This is a genomic window from Nonlabens spongiae, from assembly GCF_002117125.1.
Taxonomy (GTDB): Bacteria; Bacteroidota; Bacteroidia; order Flavobacteriales; family Flavobacteriaceae; genus Nonlabens; species Nonlabens spongiae.
The window spans coordinates 1431291-1456044 of record NZ_CP019344.1; the positions used below are offsets into that span (position 1 = coordinate 1431291).

At 39.9% G+C, this 24754-nt stretch carries 19 protein-coding genes and 1 CRISPR repeat array; of the genes, 6 read left to right on the forward strand and 13 right to left on the reverse strand.

Going from position 1 to position 24754, the window contains the following annotated elements:
• Nucleotides 1-3 precede the first annotated feature (3 nt).
• The 9 genes from BST97_RS06570 to BST97_RS06615 all read right to left on the reverse strand — a co-directional run bounded on the left by BST97_RS06570 (nt 4) and on the right by BST97_RS06615 (nt 10131).
• A complete protein-coding gene (locus BST97_RS06570) occupies nt 4-828 on the reverse strand; it encodes an MORN repeat-containing protein (RefSeq protein WP_085766490.1) in 825 nt (274 codons plus the stop codon).
• A 2-nt stretch (nt 829-830) separates the two neighbouring features.
• Nucleotides 831-1643, reverse strand: coding sequence for a DUF2490 domain-containing protein (locus BST97_RS06575; protein WP_085766491.1), 813 nt, complete (start codon nt 1641-1643; stop codon nt 831-833).
• A 6-nt stretch (nt 1644-1649) separates the two neighbouring features.
• Nucleotides 1650-3536, reverse strand: a complete 1887-nt coding sequence (locus BST97_RS06580; protein WP_085766492.1) for a hypothetical protein — start codon at nt 3534-3536, stop codon at nt 1650-1652.
• A 491-nt stretch (nt 3537-4027) separates the two neighbouring features.
• Nucleotides 4028-4213 (reverse strand): hypothetical protein, encoded by a 186-nt coding sequence (locus BST97_RS06590; protein WP_085766493.1) that lies wholly within the window; start codon nt 4211-4213, stop codon nt 4028-4030.
• Nucleotides 4214-4531: 318 nt separating this feature from the next.
• Nucleotides 4532-5830: an acetyl-CoA hydrolase/transferase family protein gene (locus tag BST97_RS06595; protein ID WP_085766494.1), complete on the reverse strand. Its 1299-nt coding sequence runs from the start codon at nt 5828-5830 to the stop codon at nt 4532-4534.
• Nucleotides 5831-6003: 173 nt separating this feature from the next.
• Nucleotides 6004-7077, reverse strand: a complete 1074-nt coding sequence (locus BST97_RS06600) for a hypothetical protein (protein ID WP_085766495.1) — start codon at nt 7075-7077, stop codon at nt 6004-6006.
• Nucleotides 7078-7087: 10 nt separating this feature from the next.
• Nucleotides 7088-8473, reverse strand: a complete 1386-nt coding sequence (locus BST97_RS06605) for a hypothetical protein (protein ID WP_085766496.1) — start codon at nt 8471-8473, stop codon at nt 7088-7090.
• Complete coding sequence (locus BST97_RS06610; RefSeq protein WP_085766497.1) at nt 8463-9020, reverse strand: RNA polymerase sigma factor; 558 nt, start codon at nt 9018-9020, stop codon at nt 8463-8465. Before BST97_RS06610 ends, BST97_RS06605 begins: the two co-directional genes overlap by 11 nt.
• Nucleotides 9021-9234: 214 nt before the next feature.
• Nucleotides 9235-10131 (reverse strand): AraC family transcriptional regulator, encoded by an 897-nt coding sequence (locus tag BST97_RS06615; RefSeq protein ID WP_085766498.1) that lies wholly within the window; start codon nt 10129-10131, stop codon nt 9235-9237.
• Nucleotides 10132-10350: 219 nt separating this feature from the next.
• On the opposite strand from BST97_RS06615, the gene BST97_RS06620 reads away from it, so the two are divergent.
• Both BST97_RS06620 and BST97_RS06625 read left to right on the forward strand, forming a co-directional pair.
• The gene (locus BST97_RS06620; protein ID WP_085766499.1) at nt 10351-11874 is read left to right on the forward strand and encodes an aldehyde dehydrogenase family protein; all 1524 of its coding nucleotides are present in this window, start codon (nt 10351-10353) and stop codon (nt 11872-11874) included.
• A gap of 7 nt (nt 11875-11881) precedes the next feature.
• A complete protein-coding gene (locus BST97_RS06625) occupies nt 11882-12187 on the forward strand; it encodes a DUF779 domain-containing protein (protein ID WP_169711540.1) in 306 nt (101 codons plus the stop codon).
• Between the two features lie 37 nt (nt 12188-12224).
• Here BST97_RS06625 and BST97_RS06630 read toward each other — a convergent pair whose 3' ends face one another.
• Complete coding sequence (locus tag BST97_RS06630) at nt 12225-12752, reverse strand: CIA30 family protein (RefSeq protein ID WP_211277475.1); 528 nt, start codon at nt 12750-12752, stop codon at nt 12225-12227.
• 191 nt (nt 12753-12943) lie between these two features.
• Nucleotides 12944-14518: a T9SS type A sorting domain-containing protein gene (locus tag BST97_RS06635; RefSeq protein ID WP_085766501.1), complete on the reverse strand. Its 1575-nt coding sequence runs from the start codon at nt 14516-14518 to the stop codon at nt 12944-12946.
• Between the two features lie 243 nt (nt 14519-14761).
• On the opposite strand from BST97_RS06635, the gene BST97_RS06640 reads away from it, so the two are divergent.
• From BST97_RS06640 to BST97_RS06655, 4 genes are all read left to right on the forward strand, one after another.
• Nucleotides 14762-15223, forward strand: coding sequence for an META domain-containing protein (locus tag BST97_RS06640; RefSeq protein WP_085766502.1), 462 nt, complete (start codon nt 14762-14764; stop codon nt 15221-15223).
• An 8-nt stretch (nt 15224-15231) separates the two neighbouring features.
• On the forward strand, nt 15232-16101 hold the full coding sequence (locus BST97_RS06645) for a cation diffusion facilitator family transporter (RefSeq protein WP_085766503.1): 870 nt from the start codon (nt 15232-15234) through the stop codon (nt 16099-16101).
• A gap of 380 nt (nt 16102-16481) precedes the next feature.
• The gene (locus BST97_RS06650; RefSeq protein WP_085766504.1) at nt 16482-16844 is read left to right on the forward strand and encodes a DUF3703 domain-containing protein; all 363 of its coding nucleotides are present in this window, start codon (nt 16482-16484) and stop codon (nt 16842-16844) included.
• A 2-nt stretch (nt 16845-16846) separates the two neighbouring features.
• Nucleotides 16847-17725, forward strand: coding sequence for a cation diffusion facilitator family transporter (locus tag BST97_RS06655; RefSeq protein ID WP_085766505.1), 879 nt, complete (start codon nt 16847-16849; stop codon nt 17723-17725).
• A gap of 67 nt (nt 17726-17792) precedes the next feature.
• On the opposite strand, the gene BST97_RS06660 is transcribed toward BST97_RS06655, so the two are convergent.
• Nucleotides 17793-18188 carry a T9SS type A sorting domain-containing protein gene (locus BST97_RS06660; protein ID WP_169711541.1) on the reverse strand — a complete coding sequence of 132 codons (396 nt, stop codon included), beginning with the start codon at nt 18186-18188 and terminating at the stop codon, nt 17793-17795.
• A gap of 70 nt (nt 18189-18258) precedes the next feature.
• A CRISPR array of direct repeats spans nt 18259-24218; the repeat unit is 46 nt; unit sequence GTTGTGAATTGCTTTCAGAATTCCAAAAGATGTGATCTTTGACAAC.
• Nucleotides 24219-24406: 188 nt separating this feature from the next.
• Nucleotides 24407-24748 carry a CRISPR-associated endonuclease Cas2 gene (gene cas2 / locus BST97_RS06680; RefSeq protein WP_085766510.1) on the reverse strand — a complete coding sequence of 114 codons (342 nt, stop codon included), beginning with the start codon at nt 24746-24748 and terminating at the stop codon, nt 24407-24409.
• Nucleotides 24749-24754: the final 6 nt, after the last annotated feature.

A 24754-nucleotide genomic window follows, 5' to 3' on the forward strand; every position in this document is an offset into this window, starting at 1 on the left:
TAATCAATCTTCTTCCACCAGATCATCCTCTTTCCAGATACCGCTGGCAAGGAGTTCTTTGGATTTATTAAAGAATTTGCCGTAGCCGTTGCGTTTGTCATTCTCCCACTCACCTACATACTTATCGCCGTTTAACCAGAAATAGCTTCCTTCACCACTGCGCATATCGTTTTCATAATTCCCGACATAATACTGACCGTCTGACCAGAAGAATTTTCCCTGACCGTGTCGCATATTATCTTTCCATTGACCTTCATACAAGCTACCCGAATCAAGGATGGCAATTCCTTCGCCATTTGCCTTCCCATTTTTAACTTGGCCTACATAATGCATCTGGTTACCTTTACTGCTCTCAAAATTCAGGTATTGACCAAAAGACCTTCTCTTTAATTCTGACTGAGCTTTTACCAGTCTCAAATTAGCTTTTTCCAGTTCAAATCGTAGACTATCGGCATCTCTCATGTCTAGATTACTGTCCTCAGAACTAGATGTAGACATAAAAGTTGACGCACTTGAGCTTTGAGCTCGTTTGCTGAGTGCTAGAAAATTTGTTGCGACCTTGCGTCTCAATTCGAGATCGAGATCAGTACTTTGATTACCAGAACCTATATTTTCATACCCTTCAGCCGCAGCTTGATAATCTCCTGCATATAGCAGAGAGTCAATTTTTTGAACTTCTTGAGTGTAGGCACTATCTGCCGCAACCGAATTTGCAACTGCCTCCTCTTCTAGTTCATCTTCTAACTGAGCATTGCGATAAGCTAAATATAGACTACTCGCAACAGCAATAAGCAATAGGACGACTCCTAAAACAGTTCTCTTTTTCATAGTTAGTCAAATAAGTGTATGGCGGGTAATTTATTCTTTACTTTTCTTATGTCAGGCGAGAAGTAGATATGCATGCGTATAGTCCAGTCCTGACCGTAGATTCCCGGATTATCTAAAGTCTGTCCAGTAGTGTACATAAGACCAGCTGCAACGGTAAGTCTTGGGTTGATGATATAACCTAAAGTAATTGTAAGTCGTAAATCTTCAAGATTACTCCCCACTACTTCTTTACCAGTTTGCATAATTAACTCAGTTTCCGGACCTAAATAAAATGCTTTAGGCTGCAAACTGGGACGATTCAACGGAATTTTGAGTCGGAACATGTACCTCCACCTATTTCTAAAAATAAAATCTGAATCGTCTGCAAAACCTCTGGTCCAGCGGTGTTCTATCCTCAGGCGGTGATACGCCATGACTGATGAAATAGGTACGGCAAACTGATACTGGTGCCAGATGCGGTATTCTGGAACAAGATTTCTACCCGTGTCGTCGCTCTCATCGGTATTGAAATTGAGACGGAGTACACCACCTAGGGCAGCATTGAACTTTTTGTTATACAACCAGCCTATCGCATGTCTGTTATAGATTTGACCCAGCTGACCCGCAAACGGCATGTCTTCAGACTCTTCAAACCTGAAATGTGTTTGAGCAATCCAGAACAACCTTTTTCCTATGCGTATGTTCCCGTATGTATTGAACCAGTATTTTGTCTTGGCATCCTTAAGCTTTGTTTCTTCTGGGAGGATGGTGGGTTCTTGCGCTTTCGCGAAAGCGACACCCAAAACAACAAACGAAATAAAAATAAAATATCTCATGTGTAATTAGAAATTAAAGGGTGTGTCTACCTGAAACAATCTCAAGACCTCAACGGGATCATCTGCCTTTCTCAATCTGCGCTCTAAGCGGTAGGTCTCTTCATCACGAAGAGCGACCAGACGCTGGTGCAAGGAGTCGAAAGCCGCGGTAAGCTCGTCAATATCATCGCACGAGTTGAGCTGGGCGACTTGCTTCAATAAATAAGGCATGGCTTTCTCATAGTAGGCTTCAGTTATCCTCTTCTTGATCTTGCCATCCATGAGGGTTGATGTGAAAGGATTGAAGATTTTGTCTTTATATAAATAATCAATCTGCTTTTGCTTCTCGGGCAGTACCGCTAGCGTATCCAGCAAAACATCTACTTTGTTAAAACATTGCTGAAGGCTTTTTGCTTGGTCAAGTTTGCTGAAGCCTTCAGGCATGTTTGCATACTCGGTAAGTCTTGAAACTAGAAACGGCTTAAGGCCCTTCATGGCATCAGATTGATTTTGATTGATTGTATTTGCTAGGCTGTCGATCTTACTGCTGAGTCTTTGAGAGTCGGCAATAAGGGCAGATTCTTCGGGCAAAAATTTAGTCCTCAACTGTTGCGCATCGATGTCGTCTTTCAACAATTCCTTAATCTTGTCCAGATTTTCCTGAACATTTTCCAGAGTGCGCAATACATCTTCAAGGGAAACTATTTCTTCGGCGGACTGATTCTCGATCAACGAGTTGGTTTCTAATTCTGGATTCTCAAAAAGTTTTTGAACAATGTTTTCTCGAGGCTCATAAGTCATGAGATCGCGCTCATAATAATTTACAAGACGTTGAGATGGGATCAAATAAGTTGAATCAATATTCTGAGTTAGGCGATACAGTCCATCAATTTGTGGATTTGAAAGTTTACGGATCGCCAGCTGTGTGTTGTTCAAGATAATATCAGAGACCTCTTTTGAATCGTAAAATGATCTAGAGATTTGATCTATGAGATTTTGTTCCTTCTTTGTTAATGGAAAGTAAGGAATACGCACCTTACCCAAATGAAGGCTTGTTTCCACATTTAACGCCTTCATAATTTCAAGGAAGCTGTTTTTAAATTCCAGATCACGATCTATCAAATCAATAATACTGCTGCGCACACTGGCGTCTTGACTTTCTTCTGTAAGTTTGATGATATCCAGATAGTGACGGTCCAAAACAGAATTTTGATAATTCTCTTTATCAGCATCAAACATGGGAATCTGTTGCACGCCGTTTTCCTGAATCACACCGATGAACCGCAGTAATCCATTTTCAAATTCCCAAGTCTCCTCATCCCGCAAACCATCTTGAGAGATAAAGGACCAGTCTCCCTGTGCAAAACCATTTCTCAACCGGCGCCCTATAACCGCTCCATCTGCAGCGTTAATACGTAAGGTTTGGATGGGAACCCCAGCATCATAGGTATTTGAAGAATCATAAATAGTATCAGTAATCTGAGATGAGGCGATGATTCTTTCTATAACTCGCCACTCGCCGTTAGGTAAACCATTCTTAAAAGATCCTGAAACTATAGATTCCTTACCGTTGAGTTCTGTCACAAAACGGTAATTCTTGAACTGTTTCTTATCAGCAAGCTCGTAATTCTCCATCTTAAGAATCCACTCTTTATCTGGTTTCCCATTTTTAAATGACCCAGTAATTTCAAGTAGTGGGATCTCATTTCCGTCACTTGTGTGGGAGGTGGCATGAAACCTGAATTTTCCGTTTTTAACGGTATCCTTTTGACTTAGATAATAATCATATTCCACGACACCAGGATTTTGCAGTAGCACTATAGAGTCAGAATAGGTTCTCTTAACTTGAGAAAAACTGTTGCTAGTAACTAGCAGAACAAAGATGAGCAGTAAGCATCTAAATTGGGTAGACATGAATCAGCATTGATTTGCAATACCGGGCAAAAGTACCTCTATTGTTAATCATACCCTATAAAGTTTTCTAAACAAATTACAGAACCGTGTCACAAGACGATGTTTTCCAAACACTTAAATGATCGAAATAAAATAGAAACAGGAAAACAGATTAACATTACATATGGATAGGAATTTTCTGTAAACTTTAATTTTACCACAAACTATAATCACATGAAAAAAATATTCCTACCACTATTTGCTCTTTTTTTGAGCATTGCCCTTTTAAGTTGTCGTGAATCCACCATGAAAAAACGGAAGACGCCATAGAGGCAGCCGCAGAAGATACTGAGGACAACCTAGAAAAAGCTGGTGAAGAAATTGAAGAACTAGGCGATGAAATCGAAGAAGAAATAGACGAAGAACGTTACGATACTGACGATAACGAGTACTAGAATACGTTGATGCAAAAAAACCTCAATCCTAAAACAGATTGAGGTTTTTTATATCGATTATTTTTCAGGTTTGTGATCCCCAGTCATTGCAAGGTCTCGATCACTTTCTATTTTCTGTTTAGTCCTATTTTTTTCAGAATCGAGCGCTTCCTTAATTTTCTTATTGAAATGCACTCCATCTCCATGCATATCTGCAGGAGTTCGATAAATAGGATTTTTTCTTTTGTCTTCCTTCTCTGACATAACTTTTTATTTAAAAATAAAGCTATTTGTTCAGTCTTTTGTTCAAATTTTTAAACATTTAGCGTTTTACTGAGAAGAATTGAAAGGCTTTAAATCAATAATCTCGCTTTCGCGAAAGCGTAACAATCCGAATTAACTCTTGTCGAATAAAATATCTAGGCTTTGATCTCGCTTTCCCTCGTTCACCATGCAGCCTTCGTAGCCACTTCGGCACAGTAGGCTAGGCATGCCGGCAGCGCAGCGCTAAGCTAAATAAGAATAGAACTACAAAACAACGTATGAAGCAATCTTCAGGACTGCATAATTTCGGTATAATTGCTACAAATAAACGCTGTTGCTACCGTAACGCTCATGTATAGCTTTGTCAATGGAATCACGATGATCAGGGTGCGCAATGGATTGTAAAAGCCTACTACGTTCCTTAAGGTTTCTCCCAAATAAATTGACTGCGCCATACTCAGTAACTACCCAGTGAACATGAGCTCTCGTGGTGGTTACTCCAGCACCCTTCTTGAGAAAAGGAACAATTTTACTATCGCCATGTCGGGTTACAGATGGTAAAGCCATAATGGGCTTACCGCCTTTAGAAAGCGCTGCACCTCTTATAAAGTCCATCTGACCTCCTACTCCACTAAACTGCAACATACCTATGGTATCTGCACACACCTGGCCGGTTAAGTCCAATTCAATAGCGCTATTGATGGCAGTAACTTTGGGATTACGTCTAATGAGTGCTGTATCATTAGTATAAGCTGCTTCCTTAAAATGCACCAGCGGATTGTCATCGATAAAATCATAAAGCTTTTGAGTGCCTACGGCAAAACAAGTAGTGATTTTGCCCACTTTGACCGCTTTATGCTCACCGGTGATCACTCCGTTTTCCACAAGAGGTAAAACGCCATCGCTAAACATCTCGGTATGGATTCCCAGACCTTTGTGATTATTAAGATTTGATAGCACGGCATTAGGAATGTTACCTATTCCCATTTGAAGTGTGGCTCCATCTTCAATAAGATTTGCGATGTGTTTTCCTATACGCGCTTCCACTTCACTCATGACTTTTGAATGACTCTCTGGCAGTAGCTCGTGATTCTCAATGGCAGCATGGATCTGTGATCTGTGAATCGTTCCATCGCCATGAGATCGAGGGACATGTTTGTTAATTTGAGCAATAACGATTTTAGCCGTTTGCACTGCTGGAAGGGTCACGTCTACGCTGGTGCCTAGACTGCAATATCCATGTTTATCTGGAGGTGAGACCTGAACAAACGCCACATCAAGTGGTAAAATGTTTTGTCTGAAAAGATGATGAATCTCACTTAAGAACACGGGAATATAGCCACCGTTTCCAGTGTTTACCGATTCACGAACGTTGCGACCTACAAAACAAGAATTAACCTTAAAAGCTTTCTTATAAGGCTCTTGCGTGTAAGGAGCTATCTTCTCGGTGTGAATAGAAATAAGCTCAACATCATTAAGTTCTTTATGTCTAGACGCTAGCGCATCGATCAAGGCGTCTGGCGTCATCGCCGCTCCCTGAATGAAAACACGGTCACCACTGCTTACATAAGCAGCAGCTTGTTCTGGAGTTGAGAGTTTGAGTGGAGTAGATGACATAAAAGCTTTTTTAAATTGATATTTACAAAGTAAGTCATCTCAGCTGTTACTTACAAAGACAACAGGTTTTGATTTTAGTTTAACGTCTGTATTGATCTCGCTTTCGCGAAAGCGCAACACAAAAAAAAGCTACCTCAAAAAGAGATAGCTTTACAGGCACATTCAAAATAACACTATTCACAATCATTTGCGATCAATGCAATGGATAGACGTTCAATTTCATTTGATTCTAGATTCAATACATTGACAAAAATTTCTTCTTCGGGCAGTGTATTGTTGTACACAGATTGATCGTCCAGCGGGTTTACCTCATTTTGAGAGTCGGCGGCACTGAGAAAATAGGACACCTCATAATCATCTTCATCGTATCTCAAAATTTCTAATATGCAACTTGTGTAGTCGCCTAAAACAAACTCTGCAACGCCAGGAGTTGCATCTAACTCACACTCCTCAAAGGTCAGGTTGAAACAGTCATCGCCATCGCTCGTGCAATACCTATTTAGTATGAGTTCATCATTTTCATTTTCAAGTACAAAGAGTTCTTGATTGTACTCGATGACCTTCCAGTTTTTATTAAGGTAATCACCTGCAGCTCCTGCGTTCAAGAAGTTGAGATTGATAAACAAATCGTCTTCTATGAATAAAGCATTCCAAGTCCCGGTAGTATTTAAGGTACCGTACTCTAAACTCGTTACACCTCTCCCATCCAGTTCAGCACCTAGAAAATCATTTGAACCTTCAAAGGTGTAACCTACTTTCCAATAACAGACTTCGCCAGCGGCAAAAATTCCATTGCAGGCAGAGACTATTTCCTCTTTTTGCTCTTCAATACAAGTGTCTATGCTTTCCTTTAGTTCCTCATTATTCGTGATATTGAGGGCTGTCCCATTTGATAGATTTGACTCTATCGGGTAGCTGATGGAAATTTCATCAGTTGGACTCAGGCTGTCTAAGAAATCGCTTAGTCCTTGATTTGAGTACAACGCTGTTAAATTAATGGCGATACCCTGACTGTCTACCGTGTAAATCCCAATAGGATAAACAAAAGAGATACAGCTTATTTGATCGTCGATGATTAAGTCACCATCACCAGGTTCACTAGCAGCCACTTTTTTTAATTGTTCAAATAGTTCAGAATCTTTCTGAACGATCTCATCTACCGCTAGTTTATTGTCGTCGAGATCCTGATTAGTACATCCATGCAAAATCAATATACTAGCGATTAATAGATAAATTGCCTTTTTCATAATTTTTGATTTAAAATTTATATTCTAGTCCCAATCTAAAATTGATCAGACTATTATCGATATCATCGTTTGTATTGTCAAATAGGTTTGCGGAATAAACGGCGTCAGCATTAATGAGTAGTTTTGACTTAATAAGTGGATAGTTAGCTCCTAAACCGGCGCCCATTCCCAAGTAGAAGTCTACACTGTCTGGTAAACTACCTACTTCTCTTTCTGTCGAGTCGCTCGAGAAAATCACCTTATGATCTGACAGGTTTCCAGTGATGGTTCCTATAGCCTGTAATCCAATCTTGGATTTAAGTAGATCATACCTCAATTCCAGCGGAATTTGTATCAGGTCATACTCTAAAGTAAGTGTATCGTAGCCTGAACTTCTCAACGTGTCAAATTCAGAATCAGTGATTCCAAAACCTATCCGATTTAAATTCCCTTGAGTCAGTTGACTTGCTGGGATATTATTCCACTTTTGTGTGACATTGAGTTTCTGTGCTCCAAACCTAAGTTGCCATTTACTGTTTTTCACTTTATAGTTTAACGTAGCTCCGTAACCGTACTGGAAGGGTTGGGACACATTCTGAGATGATCCCTGGTCTTTAAAGATATTTCCTGATTTAAGTGGAACAAAAGAGGATAATCCTGCAAATACAGTCACGCTCCAGACTTGTTCTTTTTTAGTTTTACTCAGGCTATCAGATTTTGTTTTCTTCAATTCCTTATTTAATTTCTCTTCCAGTTCCTTTGCGCGAGACAAGGAATCATTGTTCTGTGCTAGTAATTCTTCAACTGTCTCCTCTTTAGCAGCAAGAGTTTCTACTTGTTTTGAGAGTGCTAAATTTGAAGATTCTGGTTCTACTCTTTCTCCAGCTTCTCTTGAACTCTTGCCGCGGTGTGCTACGGAAGATGGATGTTTGGTTAAATTCTTAGGGTTTTGTGATCCTGCTACAGCTTCATTTTTCACCCGCTGATATACTTCACTATATTGGGTGGTGCGCTCGTTTTTGCTACGATAAGAATCTCGGGACTGTTTTGGTTGAGCGGAAGCCTTGTTAGTACCGTTATTTGAATGTTCTGTTACTTGATCTTTTTGGGGGTGATCTGAATTTGTCTCGTAGGTTTCTGAATCTTGAGGCGCAGAATAATCTTCAGTACCTACAACATTGTAATTTGAGTCTGGAACTTTGTCGCTGTCATTTTCAATAAGCGCATAGCCTAGATACCCAAGGGTAATTCCAATAAACAATAGCGCCAAACCGCCTAACCAGAAAAAGATGATAGGTCTACGCTTTTTCCTTTTTGCCGCAATAATGTTTTCCCAAACTTCAGGTCCTGGCTCGTAGCCCGGATTACGGGCAAGTCTATCTTTTATGGCCTTTCCTATTTCTTTGTTATTTGCCATAATGGTGTTTTTTTACATCTTGTTGAGTTGCTGCGGTAACCTTTTCCTTTAATATCACTTTTGCTCGGTGGAGATTTGATTTTGAGGTACCCTGAGAAATCCCTAAAAGTTCACTGATCTCATCGTGTGAGAGATCATCCAATTCATAAAGGTTGAAAACTAGCCGATACTGATTAGGTAATTCACGCACAAAACTGAGCAACTCTTGTACTGAAAGTTCAGATAACCTTGAATCCTCAATCTCAACATCTTCCAGCCTATTCTCGTTAAATAAAACTTGAAATTTACCTTGTGACTTATATCTAGAAATGGCTTTATTGATCAGAATGCGTTTCATCCAGCCCTCAAAGGTCCCAGACCCTCTATACTTTGAAATATCATTGAATACGGTAATGAATGTGTCTTGAATAATATCTTGCGCATCTTCATCAGATTTGGAATATTTGATGGCGGTGTAATAAAAATCATTTTTATACTTTTCATACAACATGGCCATCGCCTTCTGATCTCCAGAATTGATTTTCTTAATACATTTTTTGATGTCCATCTATGGCTTCCGTTGTATTAGTATGTATCAAAATAGGGAAATGGTTGCGTTAGATTTTGAAGATATTTCAATATACACGTTTAAATATTTATAGTCAAGCAATTAGAACAAAGAAAAAGGGGGCACTAGGGATTGAAATTTGAGTTGAAGTTTTTGATGATTACGCTTTCGCGAAAGCGTAACAACCTGACATAACTCGAGTAAATTAAAACACTTATGCCTTGATCTCGCCGGGATTGCGTTTGTAGTGACGCTTGAACATTCTATTGAAGTAGGAGCGGTTGTTGAATCCACAGGCCATATAAACTTCGGTGAGATCCATATCAGTCGTGCGTAATAGACTCATAGCCTTTTCTACCCGCACTTTATTAATGAATTGTGTGGGCGATAGACCCGTTTCATTTTTGAAGGTTTTATAAAAATGAGAGGAGCTCATGCAGGCCAAGCTGCTCAGTTTTTCAATGGACAAGTCGCTATTTAGATGTGTACGTATATGTTTTGAAACGTGCTCAATACGCTTGATTCCCTTGAACTTATCTTTTTCTATTTCTAGGTAATTTTCTCGATTTGCCTGCTGTAATAGTCTGATGATCAACTCCTGAATCATATTACGCACAAAAAAGTCCTTTGAGGGATGGTTTTCTGTGAATAGGAAAATAAGACGTTGCACGAGACTCTGGATGGCTTGATCGTGTTTAAAATGCCAGTGGTCAAAATCGGCTTGCCAGAGGCTGCCGTCCAGTCTACCCTGTGTTTCATTTAAATGGTGCACGACTTTACTCACCTGGTCTTTATTGAGTTCCAGCGCTAGACAACGGGTAGGAATACTCTTTTGAGCATCTGGGAAATCAATACACATCGTGCGCTCAGCCGGCATTATTACCGTTTCCCCAGGTACAAAGTCATAAGTAGACTTATCTAATCTATGCATGTGCTTGCGGCCTTCAATCATACTGGCAAGAACTAGATTATCAAAAGTCAACTGCACCTTCTGGGCTTTTTGATGTGTTTCAAAAATGTGCATGCAGGCATCATCTGTGCTATACGACGTCTGATTCTCTACAAGATCCTGGAGCTTTCTAGTCTTAAAATACGATGATGATAACAGCATAACTTTGATGATTAATTTACTAGATTCGTAACTACCACTATATATTTTTTAAAAATACCCATTCTCATAACAGTTAAATTGAGGATTTATAAATATGAGTAGTATTGTTCACACAATTGCTAGAAACGTTCATAAATCCTTAAAATTAAGCCAATAACTTTGAACATCAATCAACTATAACGATTGAATATCAAGTTTTAACATTTAAATTTTAATAGTATGAGCACGGTTCAAACAACAGCGGCGACAGCCTTAGAAAAACCACAATTTAAAAATCAGTATGATAATTTTATAGGCGGTAAATGGGTTGCTCCAGTTCAAGGAAAATATTTTGATAGCATCTCACCAGTAGATGGTTCCAGCTTCACAAAAGTGGCACGATCCACAGCAGAAGATGTAGAACTGGCACTCGATGCGGCATGGAAGGCTGCACCATCATGGAACAAGTCCAGCGCGACAGAACGTAGCAATATGCTGTTAAAAATTGCTGATGTCATGGAACAGAACCTAGAAATGCTGGCAAGGGCAGAAACCTGGGACAATGGAAAAGCATTGCGTGAAACCAGAGCGGCTGACATGCCTCTAGCCGTAGATCATTTTAGATATTTTGCTGGTGTGATTAGAGCAGAAGAAGGTTCTATGAGTGAGCTGGATGCTACGACCATTACCATGAATGTAAAAGAGCCTCTGGGTGTGGTAGGTCAGATCATACCATGGAATTTTCCCATTCTCATGGCTGCCTGGAAACTTGCTCCTGCTCTCGCAGCTGGAAACTGTGTAGTACTCAAACCTGCTGAACAGACTCCGGTAGGAATTATGATTTTAATGGAGTTGATCGAGGGTATTCTTCCTGAAGGTGTTTTAAATGTCATTAATGGATTTGGTGTTGAGGCCGGTAAGCCGCTGGCTTCAAGTCCTCGCATCAACAAAGTAGCTTTTACGGGAGAAACCTCTACGGGACAGCTCATCATGCAGTACGCATCAAAGAACATCATTCCCGTAACTCTGGAATTAGGCGGTAAGTCCCCTAACATTTTCTTTGCAAACATCATGGATGAAGACGATGCCTTCTTTGATAAGTGTCTAGAAGGAGCTGCCATGTTTGCACTTAACCAAGGTGAGGTATGTACCTGTCCATCACGTATTCTCGTTCAGGAGAGTATCTACGAACAATTTGTAGAACGTTTGATTGATCGCGTAAACGCCATTAAAATGGGACACCCATTAGATCCAGATACTATGATGGGAGCACAAGCCAGCGAGGAGCAATACAATAAGATCTTGAACTATATCGAGATAGGAAAAGATGAAGGATGTAAGGTGCTTACTGGTGGAAAAGCTGCCTATAATGAAGGTCTAGAAGGCGGTTATTACATCCAGCCCACTTTGCTGGAAGGAAACAACAAAATGCGTGTTTTCCAAGAAGAAATCTTTGGTCCCGTAGCATGCATCACCACTTTTAAAGATGAGGCTGAAGCCATTGAAATTGCTAACGATACACTTTATGGATTGGGTGCTGGTGTGTGGACGCGTTCTACTCATCAAGCCTATCAAATATCGCGTGCAGTTCAGGCGGGTCGCGTGTGGGTGAATTGTTACCATTTATACCCGGCTCATGCACCATTTGGTGGTTACAAGCAATCAGGTATAGGTCGTGAAAACCATAAAATGATGCTCGACCACTACCGCCAGACTAAGAACATGCTCATCAGTCATGATAAAAATGCCATGGGATTTTTCTAGAATGACCATGCCAAAAGTACAGTTTACCAAAAACGCTTTAGAACTCCTGGACCGACTATCGGTTCAGGGTTCTTTAATTATTCACATCAGTGATGGATGTTGTGATGGCACCGTCCCAAATTGCTATCTCAAAGATGAGTTTTTCAGCGATGATAACGACGTGGTTGTCTATGAGCAACATGAAGTTCAGGTGATGATTCCCTCTAAAACAATCGATCGCTTCAAAGACTCTCTTACAATAGATGTTCATGACCGTGCTCCCTCAAGTTTTTCACTGGAAGTGTCGCTTGATAAGCGGTTTTATATCGTCTGAGAGTTTGTTTTTTTTTTACGCTTTCGCGAAAGCGTGCTTAGTCCACCCAAACCTTATCGATTAATAAAGAAAACTCCTGTTTCTTTTTATTGGCAATCATGAAGCGGATGAACTCTATGCTCTCTTGATCAAAATTGGGCACATCTACATTGCGCCCTCGATAGTTTGCGCTGAAGTCAGCTAAGGGAAGGGAAACGATTTCCCACTTGCCACTGGTCTCAAAAGCTTGCTGATAGGAATGGTAGGTATCCTGATCTGCTTTAATGCGAAATTTGTAAGTTTTCCCGTCACCTTTCACACGTAATTTTACGACCGTTGCATCGCCCAGATCCATTTTATCCATCTTACGCTGAATAGATGAAAAGCCGCCGTTGCTTTCTGTTGTCACATAACCGTGAAAATGCCCATATCCTTCTTCCGTAATTTTAAAGCGGCCTTGAGAGATACCACCCATAACCCGGTCGTCCTCTACTTGCCATGAGTCCTGAGAACTTTCCTCAGTAAAATCAAATAGAGTAATGGGAGTCGAGATCATACAGGCTAAAACTATGAGTACTTTCATCATTCTTTACCTTAAAAATACAATCGCTAAGCTATCGCTCATGTTTGCGATACGTTAATTCAGAAAAAAATTAATGTTTGTACGAGAGTTTCAGTCTCTATGAGAGAATATTGCAAGCAAAAATATTGATAGAAGAATAGCACTCTCAACATGTTATCAATAGCTGGTCTCCGGTACGATTCAAACGCTATAATCTACTCTCTTAAGAACTTAAATGTCTGTAGCAAATGATTCTCCGTATCAAAAACCTGCAAAATATAGGTGCCAGTGGTGAGGTTGTGAACCTGAACCTCATTACTCTGCGTTGCTCGCATTAATCTTCCCTGAAGATCGTACAGTTTTGCGGTGGTAGGAACTTCTGCTTCAATATAGATAACATCGCTGGCAGGATTTGGCGCAATGGAAATTTGAGCACGATTTAAATCATTACTCGATGCTGTCTGATCTGGATTTAATTTTACAATCCATAAATCCCAATCTCTTGCATTTTCTGTGCGATCTCCAGAGGCACTGGACTCTGTATGACCAGCGAGCATATATCCATCAGAAGTAGGGTAGGTTTTGAATAAATGGTCTCCCAAATTACCTCCCAGCGTTTTATCCCATAGCACAGTACCAGAGGCATCTATCTTAACCAGCCAGTAGTCGTACCAGCCGCGATTGCCTTCGGTTTTGTTACCGCTTATTCTTGATTCTGACTGCCCAGAAATCAAATAATCAGCTCCGTCTTTTATGATTCCCCAGGCATCATCGCGTCGTGTTCCTCCTATGGTTTTTTGCCAGACTATAGCGCCGGTTTGATCCAGCTCCATGATCCAGTAATCGTAGTTTCCTATAGCGTTTTCGGTTTTGTCACGGGAGCTGTTTGAGTTGGAGTAACCAGTTAGTAGATAATTTCCAGTATCAGTTATCAAAAGATCGGTAAGTACCTCGGTGCCGTCACCGCCTATGGTATTTTCCCAGACCACATTTCCGGTAGCATCGGTCTTGATGACCCAGTAGTCATTCCAGTTAGAAGCGTCTTCTGATTTATCTCCCGAAGCATCAGAATAGGAAAACGTACCGATGATATAACCGCCGTCTGTAGTTTGTCTTACAACGTTAGGGAAATCGTCGTCGTTCCCTCCTATCCTATTTTGCCAATCGATGACTCCATTGGCATCTAGTTTAATCAACCAAATATCGACTAAACCTTTGCTTGCGTTGGTTTGATCACCCGATATCGTGGATCGCGTGATACCTGCCAGAATATAACCACCATCACTGGTGTTGTCAAAGGCCGTACGAGCAAAGTCTTCACCGTCGCCACCTATGGTATTTTGCCAAACGATGCTGCCGCTTGCGTCAACTTTCACCACCCATAGATCATTAAGTCCATTGCTATCTTCGGTTTTATCACCTGAGATTCCAGAATCCGAACTCATGAAAATGACGTATCCACCATCATTTGATTTAACCGCAGCTCGTGGGAAATCATCTCCACTACCGCCTATACTTTCTTGCCACAGACTGTTGCCTAGCGCATCTATTTTCATGAGCCAGGTGTCATAGCCCCCTTTATTGCTCACCGTTTTATCGCCCGAGATCCCAGAATTAGAAATTGACACTAAAAGAAATGTACCATCATCATTTGCTATCATGGTTGCAAGGTTGTCGCGGCCGCTTCCACCGAGGGTATTTTGCCAATCCATGCTAGGCGCCTGAGCCATCGCTGATTGAGCGGTAAGCAAAAAGGAAATGAAGAAAAAGGTTTTGGTAATAAATGACATAGCAAGATTTAATGCAGTAAAAATAAGAAAACTAGAGAGGTCAAAATTGTAGAAATCTTTTCACATTAAACATAACAACTCATTTATAGTTAACCACGTATGAGTCGTGTTAATACACTTACAGCATGGTCAAAAAGGTGTGCAACTGAACGACATGAGTTATCTTAGCTCTTCATACCCGAGTTGAATTTAACTACGGGAATTTTCATAAAAAAATTAATAAGACCTTAAAAAATTTAAATTATGAAAAGTAGTAACCGCAATTTTTTCTTTTTGGCTTGCATCCTATGTTTTTTGAGCTTGAACTCTTGTGATAGCGATGATGACAATAACAACACAGACAACACGGCCGTAGTCCAGAGAAATGTTCAAGATGGAACCTGGCGCATCACAGAATTTATTGATTCTGGAACAGTCGAAACCAATGATTTTGCGGGTTACACCTTTACATTCAACAGCTCAGGTGTACTTAATGCAAATAATGGCACAAATGACTATAACGGTACATGGAGTGTCACTCGCAGCAATAGCAACGACGACAGTCAAGACGACCTTGACTTCAACATCAACTTCAATTTGACAAATGATTTTGAAGATCTCAACGATGACTGGGACATCGTCTCCCAATCTGCTACAAAAATCGAGCTTATTGATGTAAGTGGCGGTAACGATGGGATTGACAATCTTACCTTTGAGAAAAATTAGAACCCTGCGTGACCCACGAACAAACCGCTATAAGAACCACTTATTTCAGTATTGCCGCTAATACGGCCTTGGCGCTCATCAAGGGACTGGCAGGTATTTTTGGCAATTCCTATGCGCTTATTGCTGATGCCATAGAATCCACTACAGATATCTTGTCCTCAGTACTGGTTTTATTTGGACTGAAATACGCAAAAAGACCGGCCGATGAAAACCATCCCTACGGCCACGGCAAGATAGAACCCTTAGTTACTTTTCTAGTAGTGGCTTTTCTGGTCACCTCAGCAACAATAATCGCCTACGAGAGCATCCAAAATATACAAACACCTCATCAGGTTCCTAAATCCTGGACGCTTTGGGTACTGGGCGGAATCATTCTATGGAAAGAAATATCCTATAGAATCGTTATCAAAAAAAGTAAAATTACCAACAGCTCCTCCCTACGGGCAGATGCCTGGCACCACAGGAGCGATGCCATAACTTCAATAATGGCGTTTATAGGAATTTCCATTGCCTTATGGCTTGGTAAAGGATTTGAAACCGCAGATGACTGGGCCGCACTACTCGCTTCCTTATTAATACTTTACAATAGCTATTTGATTTTTAGGCCCGCCCTAGGGGAGATTATGGACGAGCATCGCTACGACGACCTGCTAGAAGAGATCAGACAGAAATCGATAAAGGTAGATGGGGTCATAGCTACAGAGAAATGCTACATTCGCAAGACGGGTATGAAGTACCACATTGATCTGCACGCGATAGTTGACGGTGAGCTTACGGTTAGAGAAGGTCATGAAATCGCACACGAATTAAAAGATTACCTGCAGGAGACCATCCCTAATCTTGGCAATATTTTGATCCATGTTGAACCTGATTCTTAGGTAAGTTAATGATCAACTTTTAGTAAGATCTTCGTTTCCATTGGGATCGAACCTCATTTTTTCTAATATCGAGAGCTTGTTCAATTATTGATCGAGCTTGTTTTTGAGTTCGCTTCCCCTCGGTCGCCATACAGCCTTCGTAACCACTTCGGCGCAGTTGGCAAGGCTTGCCGACCGCGCAGCGCGAAAGCGTAACAACCTACTAAATATATGGCAAATGATTAATAGGAATGGTGGGTATAAGGGAGTCCCGAACTTGAAACGCTCGAAACTTGGATTTTATACTCCCCATAAGTTTAATTTTAAAAACTGATAAACTAGTACCTCCCATGGATAATAGCTACTTTTATTCTATTATTTATTCTATAAAATGAGCGATTATGAAACTGAACCTGAAAATACCAGAACATCTAAAAATTGCTTATCATGAAGAGCTGCAGTCTTATCGCCATCATCTACGACATGGCCATTATACAAATGCTTGGCATCATTTAGAAAGAACCCACATCATAGGCCAGTCCTACCCCATAGAACATACCTACGCGCACTGGCTGATGCTCAAATTTGGGCTGATGCAGAAAAACGTTAAAGAAATACTGGGTCAGATCCTGAGATTACTGGTGGGTGGATGGAAATCATTCATCAACCACGTTCCTACGGGAAATACTGGTGGGTCTAATGTGCCGCCCATGAAAAAAATGCCTATCCCGAGGGATATTGAAGAGCTTTTTAATAAAAAATAGCAATGCCCCACAACCACGACCACCATCACTCGTCCAGTAATTTGAAAATTGCCTTCTTTTTAAACTTAGGCTTTACCATTTTTGAATTCATCGGTGGTATGTATGTAAATAGTATTGCTATTGTTTCAGATGCCGTTCACGATTTAGGAGATAGCTTTTCTTTGGGAGCATCTTGGTATCTAGACCACAAGTCTAAACAAGATGCTGACGATAGTTTTTCTTATGGCTACAAACGCTTCTCGCTGCTGGGTGCATTGATCAATAGCATCATACTTTTGGCAGGTTCTAGCTACGTGATCTACGAGGCGACACAAAGAATTCTTCACCCTGAACACTCAGATGCACAGGGCATGATCATTTTTGCGATCATTGGGGTTGCTGTAAATAGTTATGGAGCCTGGAAAGTAAGCAAGGGAAAATCTATGAATGAACGCGTGGTCTCCTTGCACTTATTAGAAGATGTTCTGGGTTGGGTAGCAGTGCTCGTCGTTGCCATCGTGTTATACTTTTATGACAACCACTATCTCGACCCAGCCTTATCACTACTGATCACCCTTTATATACTTTACAATGTTTTCAAGCGACTGAAAGAAACACTTTTTATTTTTCTTCAAGGTATTCCCAAAGATGTAGACCTCAAGACTATAAAAATTAAAATATTAGCTTTGAAGAATGTTGCGTCCTTACACCACACGCACCTATGGTCGCAAGAGGGCGAAAACCACGTTTTCACCACCCATGTCAAATTGAAAAACATCAGTGATTTTGACCAAATACTTACGGTCAAAAAAGAGGTGAAAGAGATTTTAGAAAATTATGAATTCCATCACTACACCATTGAAACAGAACTTGACAACGAGACCTGCCTGCTAAACCAGTAAAGTTAATTACTTAAAATTACATCGTTCATAACCCTTTAAAATAGCTTGTTTAGTGAATTTCATTTATTTATTCAACTATCAACTTTTGAACGGTCTGTGAGCTTTCAGTGCTTATTTCAACCAGATAGGTTCCATTAATCAAACCTAGATTTTCTAGCTCATAAGTTCCGGTTTTATCTGTTTCATAACTTATTATGGACTGACCCAATAAATTGTAGATGTTAATTTTCTTCTGTCCAGTAATACCGTTGAAACTGATAAAAAGATCATTCCCATCAGAGGGATTGGGATATAATTTTACCGCTTTCGCGAAAGCGGAATCTTCAACACTCAATGTAACATCTTCAAACTCTATCCTAAATCTACTACTGACATCAATCGCATCGCCAGAAGAAACCTGAAAGGTATAATTTGTTGGAGCGCTGGTAGCGATCACTGTTCTTGCTCCGGTCAAATTATCCACGATATAAGATCAGAATTCCAAAAGATGTGATCTTTGACAACCCTAAGAGTTTTAAGACAGGTACTCTGCTGTTGTGAATTGCTTTCAGAATTCCAAAAGATGTGATCTTTGACAACACCTGTTCCAGTTCCAAACTGATTTTTTGGGTTGTGAATTGCTTTCAGAATTCCAAAAGATGTGATCTTTGACAACATCAGTCTTGGCCAGCTCGATGCTGGACTTGTTGTGAATTGCTTTCAGAATTCCAAAAGATGTGATCTTTGACAACTTTCAGATCGAGTACCGTCTCTATAAAGTAGTTGTGAATTGCTTTCAGAATTCCAAAAGATGTGATCTTTGACAACAGCACTTACCGCACCCATAACGATTATCAAGTTGTGAATTGCTTTCAGAATTCCAAAAGATGTGATCTTTGACAACTCCACGATGGCGCAAGTATTATGGACCTACGTTGTGAATTGCTTTCAGAATTCCAAAAGATGTGATCTTTGACAACTTAAGGGATAAATTAAACAGGGCTATTGATGTTGTGAATTGCTTTCAGAATTCCAAAAGATGTGATCTTTGACAACCTGGTGGAACAGTATGCCTGCGAGCTGCAGTTGTGAATTGCTTTCAGAATTCCAAAAGATGTGATCTTTGACAACCGGTATTTGAGCCATTGGTACGTCCATCAAGTTGTGAATTGCTTTCAGAATTCCAAAAGATGTGATCTTTGACAACAAAACATCTTGAAACTCTAGTTGAGATGCGGTTGTGAATTGCTTTCAGAATTCCAAAAGATGTGATCTTTGACAACATGGTGGAAACAAGATTTTGCTTGCCTCCGGTTGTGAATTGCTTTCAGAATTCCAAAAGATGTGATCTTTGACAACGAATTTTTAAATATGTAGCATGGGACAGTGTTGTGAATTGCTTTCAGAATTCCAAAAGATGTGATCTTTGACAACGATTCAGGTAGGATCACCAAATCTAGTGCCGTTGTGAATTGCTTTCAGAATTCCAAAAGATGTGATCTTTGACAACTACATATTCCGTGTTGGTCTTGGCAATTAAGTTGTGAATTGCTTTCAGAATTCCAAAAGATGTGATCTTTGACAACAGCAATAACGGACGCAAGCTAATACCACACGTTGTGAATTGCTTTCAGAATTCCAAAAGATGTGATCTTTGACAACTATGATAAGAAACGGAACACCAACAAAGCCGTTGTGAATTGCTTTCAGAATTCCAAAAGATGTGATCTTTGACAACAAGGGCACAAATACAAACGATGACGCGCCGTTGTGAATTGCTTTCAGAATTCCAAAAGATGTGATCTTTGACAACTGCTCAAGCAGTTGACTGGCGTGTATCATGGTTGTGAATTGCTTTCAGAATTCCAAAAGATGTGATCTTTGACAACCGGTAGCGTTTACAATAATGCAAGGGGCTAGTTGTGAATTGCTTTCAGAATTCCAAAAGATGTGATCTTTGACAACGCTGGTAAAAAAACAAGGCGTTAGAACGGTGTTGTGAATTGCTTTCAGAATTCCAAAAGATGTGATCTTTGACAACAAGCATAAAGGTTTTTATGAGGTTGACAACGTTGTGAATTGCTTTCAGAATTCCAAAAGATGTGATCTTTGACAACAAAGGAAATGGGAATGAGCGCAAGGACTTTGTTGTGAATTGCTTTCAGAATTCCAAAAGATGTGATCTTTGACAACTACTGGATCTACTTGCACCTGTTGCACCGTGTTGTGAATTGCTTTCAGAATTCCAAAAGATGTGATCTTTGACAACACCTTGGGCGGTAGGATATCCAACCTTCAGTTGTGAATTGCTTTCAGAATTCCAAAAGATGTGATCTTTGACAACAATTTTGCTCGGTGCTTAATCATCGCATCTGTTGTGAATTGCTTTCAGAATTCCAAAAGATGTGATCTTTGACAACAGAACCATCCAAGGAAGAGGGAGCTGAACCGTTGTGAATTGCTTTCAGAATTCCAAAAGATGTGATCTTTGACAACCCATCGTCTCCGGTGGTACCCGTATGACTAGTTGTGAATTGCTTTCAGAATTCCAAAAGATGTGATCTTTGACAACTCGATGGATTCCACGGTGTTATAATCTGTCGTTGTGAATTGCTTTCAGAATTCCAAAAGATGTGATCTTTGACAACTTTCAACGGTTGCGGTCTTGCTACTATCCTGTTGTGAATTGCTTTCAGAATTCCAAAAGATGTGATCTTTGACAACTTTTCCCATTATGGGAAAATCCAATCCTAGTTGTGAATTGCTTTCAGAATTCCAAAAGATGTGATCTTTGACAACACCAGAGGACAATTTTTGCCCAGGCATAAAGTTGTGAATTGCTTTCAGAATTCCAAAAGATGTGATCTTTGACAACTATAGGCGCGCACATAGTATTTATTAAAACGTTGTGAATTGCTTTCAGAATTCCAAAAGATGTGATCTTTGACAACTTATCCAGATGCCGACTGGCATGCGGTGATGTTGTGAATTGCTTTCAGAATTCCAAAAGATGTGATCTTTGACAACCGTACCGGTAAATTCTTCATTTACCTATAGGTTGTGAATTGCTTTCAGAATTCCAAAAGATGTGATCTTTGACAACGAGCTCGCCCTGCAGTGTGCATTGGTAATGTTGTGAATTGCTTTCAGAATTCCAAAAGATGTGATCTTTGACAACACGAGGATATCGATATCCCGCAAAATTTAGTTGTGAATTGCTTTCAGAATTCCAAAAGATGTGATCTTTGACAACCTTTAAGCGCTTCAAATTCTCGATCGCGATGTTGTGAATTGCTTTCAGAATTCCAAAAGATGTGATCTTTGACAACGAAGGCTTGTGATATTATCATAGACCACAGGTTGTGAATTGCTTTCAGAATTCCAAAAGATGTGATCTTTGACAACGTTTCAATTAAAGGGAATACGGGTTTTTGCGTTGTGAATTGCTTTCAGAATTCCAAAAGATGTGATCTTTGACAACATATGGGATTTACTGACGCATCCATAGATAGTTGTGAATTGCTTTCAGAATTCCAAAAGATGTGATCTTTGACAACTTTGACAATCTTAACAAGTCCCTCGGTAAAGTTGTGAATTGCTTTCAGAATTCCAAAAGATGTGATCTTTGACAACTTCAAGCGTAGTTTCACGATCGCTTTTCTTGTTGTGAATTGCTTTCAGAATTCCAAAAGATGTGATCTTTGACAACTGAATCGGTTTCAGTTCCAAGATCTGTCTGGTTGTGAATTGCTTTCAGAATTCCAAAAGATGTGATCTTTGACAACACCATCGTTCTAAGGGAAACGGAATTCTGAGTTGTGAATTGCTTTCAGAATTCCAAAAGATGTGATCTTTGACAACCTGAGCGACTGGGCATGCCACATGTATCCAGTTGTGAATTGCTTTCAGAATTCCAAAAGATGTGATCTTTGACAACTTTCAGATCAAAAAATGAATGAGTCTTTAAGTTGTGAATTGCTTTCAGAATTCCAAAAGATGTGATCTTTGACAACGGATCGTGGTTTTATCAATCAGCGGCAGTAGTTGTGAATTGCTTTCAGAATTCCAAAAGATGTGATCTTTGACAACATCAATTCTTAAGTGATGTGGTATGAAAGAGTTGTGAATTGCTTTCAGAATTCCAAAAGATGTGATCTTTGACAACGTGCGCAAATCCATGCGAGACAACCTTCTGTTGTGAATTGCTTTCAGAATTCCAAAAGATGTGATCTTTGACAACTGTGTTTATGGCATACTAAAGATTGCCGTGTTGTGAATTGCTTTCAGAATTCCAAAAGATGTGATCTTTGACAACAACAACTACCTGCTTATGCTCTGGATTGCTGTTGTGAATTGCTTTCAGAATTCCAAAAGATGTGATCTTTGACAACTACAAGCAATAAAGATAGACCTAATGTAAAGTTGTGAATTGCTTTCAGAATTCCAAAAGATGTGATCTTTGACAACACCGGTTCACAGACCAAAAATGAGAGGGTGTTGTGAATTGCTTTCAGAATTCCAAAAGATGTGATCTTTGACAACGACTCCTGCCCGATCCACTAAACCTCAACTGTTGTGAATTGCTTTCAGAATTCCAAAAGATGTGATCTTTGACAACATCAGCATCCTGCTCCACACGTACCCTGAGTTGTGAATTGCTTTCAGAATTCCAAAAGATGTGATCTTTGACAACGAATGGAAGCGCTGCATGCAGCGCACAGCGTTGTGAATTGCTTTCAGAATTCCAAAAGATGTGATCTTTGACAACTCGCCACAAAATAGATCCATAAAACTCAAAGTTGTGAATTGCTTTCAGAATTCCAAAAGATGTGATCTTTGACAACGATGGCTGGGACGTGGAGCTGCTCTATCAAGTTGTGAATTGCTTTCAGAATTCCAAAAGATGTGATCTTTGACAACTGGCAGGAGTCCCATCGTAGGCATTACCTGGTTGTGAATTGCTTTCAGAATTCCAAAAGATGTGATCTTTGACAACGCAACCCATAGGCAGCACTATCGTTAGTAGTTGTGAATTGCTTTCAGAATTCCAAAAGATGTGATCTTTGACAACCTTTTTCAACCCTACCGTGTTGAACATCGAGTTGTGAATTGCTTTCAGAATTCCAAAAGATGTGATCTTTGACAACAACGAGGGAATGTCCTGGATGAGGACATTAGTTGTGAATTGCTTTCAGAATTCCAAAAGATGTGATCTTTGACAACTGACGATTCAGGTATCATGGCGTTTTTTGAGTTGTGAATTGCTTTCAGAATTCCAAAAGATGTGATCTTTGACAACTTTATTACTGACCAAGGACGGTGAGAACGCGTTGTGAATTGCTTTCAGAATTCCAAAAGATGTGATCTTTGACAACTGTTCCTAACAACACCACTTCAGAATTAGGGTTGTGAATTGCTTTCAGAATTCCAAAAGATGTGATCTTTGACAACTTCTACCTGAGGTAGTGTGTTGTCTGTCCTGTTGTGAATTGCTTTCAGAATTCCAAAAGATGTGATCTTTGACAACAACGAGGGAATGTCCTCGATGAGGACATTTGTTGTGAATTGCTTTCAGAATTCCAAAAGATGTGATCTTTGACAACCTGTCGTAGAGCCATTCGTGCGCCCGTCAAGTTGTGAATTGCTTTCAGAATTCCAAAAGATGTGATCTTTGACAACACCTTTGAACTAAACGTAAGGTTCACCACGGTTGTGAATTGCTTTCAGAATTCCAAAAGATGTGATCTTTGACAACTGAATGCAAACCGTCGTATCTACAGGTCTAGTTGTGAATTGCTTTCAGAATTCCAAAAGATGTGATCTTTGACAACATAGAGTCGGAACTTATCCTATCGGTATGAGTTGTGAATTGCTTTCAGAATTCCAAAAGATGTGATCTTTGACAACTAAACTACTAACTAATAAAACGTTACCAATGTTGTGAATTGCTTTCAGAATTCCAAAAGATGTGATCTTTGACAACGGTACTGAAAATCAAGACATCGCGGTAGAGTTGTGAATTGCTTTCAGAATTCCAAAAGATGTGATCTTTGACAACAGTAGTACAGCTATTCGGTAGGTGGGTCTGGTTGTGAATTGCTTTCAGAATTCCAAAAGATGTGATCTTTGACAACCCATCGGTAAGAAATCATAAGTTCAGAAGTGTTGTGAATTGCTTTCAGAATTCCAAAAGATGTGATCTTTGACAACGATCTGCATGTAATTAATAACATCTTAAATGTTGTGAATTGCTTTCAGAATTCCAAAAGATGTGATCTTTGACAACTAAGTAATTCTTGATCCACTTTCTGAATCAGTTGTGAATTGCTTTCAGAATTCCAAAAGATGTGATCTTTGACAACCGGCAAAATCTACATCAATCTGACCACGTGGTTGTGAATTGCTTTCAGAATTCCAAAAGATGTGATCTTTGACAACTCTTATCATAGAGCGCAAATTAGCTCAAATGTTGTGAATTGCTTTCAGAATTCCAAAAGATGTGATCTTTGACAACATACCCAGCACAAAATGCTGGGTATGTTTGTTTTATGCCTTTTAGTAGAATCATGATTTTAGGGGTCAAATCGTTCTCGACTGCGCTCGAACTGACATTTTAGTGATTGTAAGGAGATGCCTACAGTAGCTCTTCGACATTTTTCGACGCCGCTCAGGGAACAAGCTCAGCATGATATTGGATAGATTCTAAAAAAGTTCCAATTGTTGGGGTGGTGGCTCAGTATCAGTTTCCTTTTGACCGTGGAAGAGCTCAATCATGCCAAATTGTTTATCGGTAATCTGCATGATGCAGACCTTTCCCTTTTTCGGCAAATTGGTTTTTGTACGCTTAATATGAACACCAGCATTCTCACGGCTTGGACAAAAACGTAGATAGATACTGAACTGAAACATGTTGAAACCATCATCCAGCAATTGCTTTCTAAATTTTGTGGCGGCTCGACGCTCCTTAATCGAGTCTGTAGGTAAATCAAACAACACCATTACCCACATACTTCGGTATTGATTAAGTCGATCGAAATTCCCCATTTATTA

What these genes read in the sequence shown, in the direction of transcription:
- BST97_RS06610 (WP_085766497.1), bottom strand. Translation starts at nt 9,020, where the DNA reads ATGGACATCAAAAAATGTATTAAGAAAATCAATTCTGGAGATCAGAAG.
- BST97_RS06595 (WP_085766494.1), bottom strand. Translation starts at nt 5,830, where the DNA reads ATGTCATCTACTCCACTCAAACTCTCAACTCCAGAACAAGCTGCTGCT.
- BST97_RS06630 (WP_211277475.1), bottom strand. Translation starts at nt 12,752, where the DNA reads ATGATGAAAGTACTCATAGTTTTAGCCTGTATGATCTCGACTCCCATT.
- BST97_RS06620 (WP_085766499.1), top strand. Translation starts at nt 10,351, where the DNA reads ATGAGCACGGTTCAAACAACAGCGGCGACAGCCTTAGAAAAACCACAA.
- BST97_RS06575 (WP_085766491.1), bottom strand. Translation starts at nt 1,643, where the DNA reads ATGAGATATTTTATTTTTATTTCGTTTGTTGTTTTGGGTGTCGCTTTC.
- BST97_RS06625 (WP_169711540.1), top strand. Translation starts at nt 11,882, where the DNA reads ATGCCAAAAGTACAGTTTACCAAAAACGCTTTAGAACTCCTGGACCGA.
- cas2 (WP_085766510.1), bottom strand. Translation starts at nt 24,748, where the DNA reads ATGGGGAATTTCGATCGACTTAATCAATACCGAAGTATGTGGGTAATG.
- BST97_RS06650 (WP_085766504.1), top strand. Translation starts at nt 16,482, where the DNA reads ATGAAACTGAACCTGAAAATACCAGAACATCTAAAAATTGCTTATCAT.
- BST97_RS06605 (WP_085766496.1), bottom strand. Translation starts at nt 8,473, where the DNA reads ATGGCAAATAACAAAGAAATAGGAAAGGCCATAAAAGATAGACTTGCC.
- BST97_RS06635 (WP_085766501.1), bottom strand. Translation starts at nt 14,518, where the DNA reads ATGTCATTTATTACCAAAACCTTTTTCTTCATTTCCTTTTTGCTTACC.
- BST97_RS06590 (WP_085766493.1), bottom strand. Translation starts at nt 4,213, where the DNA reads ATGTCAGAGAAGGAAGACAAAAGAAAAAATCCTATTTATCGAACTCCT.
- BST97_RS06615 (WP_085766498.1), bottom strand. Translation starts at nt 10,131, where the DNA reads ATGCTGTTATCATCATCGTATTTTAAGACTAGAAAGCTCCAGGATCTT.
- BST97_RS06570 (WP_085766490.1), bottom strand. Translation starts at nt 828, where the DNA reads ATGAAAAAGAGAACTGTTTTAGGAGTCGTCCTATTGCTTATTGCTGTT.
- BST97_RS06580 (WP_085766492.1), bottom strand. Translation starts at nt 3,536, where the DNA reads ATGTCTACCCAATTTAGATGCTTACTGCTCATCTTTGTTCTGCTAGTT.
- BST97_RS06600 (WP_085766495.1), bottom strand. Translation starts at nt 7,077, where the DNA reads ATGAAAAAGGCAATTTATCTATTAATCGCTAGTATATTGATTTTGCAT.
- BST97_RS06640 (WP_085766502.1), top strand. Translation starts at nt 14,762, where the DNA reads ATGAAAAGTAGTAACCGCAATTTTTTCTTTTTGGCTTGCATCCTATGT.
- BST97_RS06655 (WP_085766505.1), top strand. Translation starts at nt 16,847, where the DNA reads ATGCCCCACAACCACGACCACCATCACTCGTCCAGTAATTTGAAAATT.